The sequence below is a fragment of the Lentzea kentuckyensis genome (assembly GCF_002150765.1).
In the GTDB taxonomy this organism is placed as follows: domain Bacteria; phylum Actinomycetota; class Actinomycetes; order Mycobacteriales; family Pseudonocardiaceae; genus Lentzea; species Lentzea kentuckyensis.
Genome location: NZ_MUYM01000197.1, coordinates 1 through 1,180, shown reverse-complemented (window position 1 = coordinate 1,180; position 1,180 = coordinate 1). Strand labels below are relative to the sequence as shown.

Below are 1,180 nucleotides of genomic sequence, written 5' to 3'. Positions count from 1 at the left end.
TCGTCCGGCACGGTTTCCCGTTGTGTGACACCGGTGATCCGTTCGACGACGTCGTTCAGCGACTCGAGGTGCTGGACGTTGACCGTGGACAGCACGTCGATGCCGGCGTCGAGCAGCTCCTCGACGTCCTGCCAGCGCTTCTCGTTGCGCGAGCCCGGCACGTTCGTGTGCGCGAGCTCGTCGACTACCGCGACCTCGGGCGCGCGGGCCAGCAACCCGTCGATGTCCATCTCGGTGAAGTCGACGCCCCGGTGGTGGATCTCGTTGCGGGGCAGGATCTCCAGACCGTCGAGCAGGCTCTGGGTCTTCTGCCGCCCGTGCGTCTCGACGAGTCCGACGACCACGTCGGTGCCGCGCTCCCGGNNGTCTTGCCGACACCGGGAGCGGCACCGAGGTAGATGCGCAGCTCGCCGCGCCTCTTCTCAGTGACCATTATTTCTGGGTGGCTGCGTCGATGGCACGGTTGAGCGCCGTCACATTCACGGTGGTGTTGAACGTGCCACCGGTGTTGGCCGCCACCAGTTCCTTCACCTTCTCCACGGACAGGCCGCTTGCCCTGGCCACCCGTGGAACCTGGATGTCCGCGTACTCCGGGCTGATGTCCGGGTCGAGACCGGACGCCGACGCGGTGACGGCGTCCTGCGGCACCTCGTCCTCCACCACGCCCTCGCGCTGGGCGATCGTGGTGCGCAGCTCGTCGATCTTCTTGGTGTNNCGACGAGCGTGGTGTCCGTGGCCTCCGCGTTGCCGTGCAGGCCTGGGAGGCGAGACACGCCCCACACCGCCATCGGGTAGAGCACCCCGCAGACGACCGTGAGGGCGAGCAGGATCCGCAGACCCGCCCACGACTGCTTCAGAAAGTTGTCCATTGGTTCAGCCGATCCCGGGGATGAGTCGCACGAGCAGGTCGATCAGCCAGATCCCGGCGAACGGCGTCACGATGCCGCCCAGGCCGTAGATCAGCAGGTTGCGCCGCAGCAACGCGGACGCGCTGGACGGCCGGTAGCGGACGCCCTTGAGTGCCAACGGGATCAGCGCCACGATGATCAGCGCGTTGAAGATCACCGCCGACAGGATCGCCGACTGCGGCGTGGCCAGGCGCATGATGTTGAGCTGCCCCAGGGCCGGGTAGATAGCCGCGAACATCGCCGGCAGGATCGCGAAGTACTTCGCCAGGTCG

The 1,180-nt window shown here is 67.2% G+C and carries 1 protein-coding gene and 3 pseudogenes; all 4 read right to left on the bottom strand.

All coding sequences use genetic code 11. The annotated features are described in order from the left end of the window. Positions 1-433 (bottom strand): annotated as a pseudogene (locus B0F77_RS45785) (histidine kinase); the annotation flags it as partial. Then, positions 433-780: a potassium-transporting ATPase subunit C gene (locus B0F77_RS49520; protein WP_281252627.1), complete on the bottom strand. Its 348-nt coding sequence runs from the start codon at positions 778-780 to the stop codon at positions 433-435. The gene B0F77_RS49520 and the pseudogene B0F77_RS45785, both read right to left, overlap by 1 nt. A 2-nt stretch (positions 781-782) precedes the next feature. Further along, positions 783-869: pseudogene (locus B0F77_RS51090) on the bottom strand (K+-transporting ATPase subunit C); the annotation flags it as partial. 4 nt (positions 870-873) lie between these two features. Beyond that, positions 874-1,180, bottom strand: a pseudogene (locus B0F77_RS45775) (potassium-transporting ATPase subunit B); the annotation flags it as partial.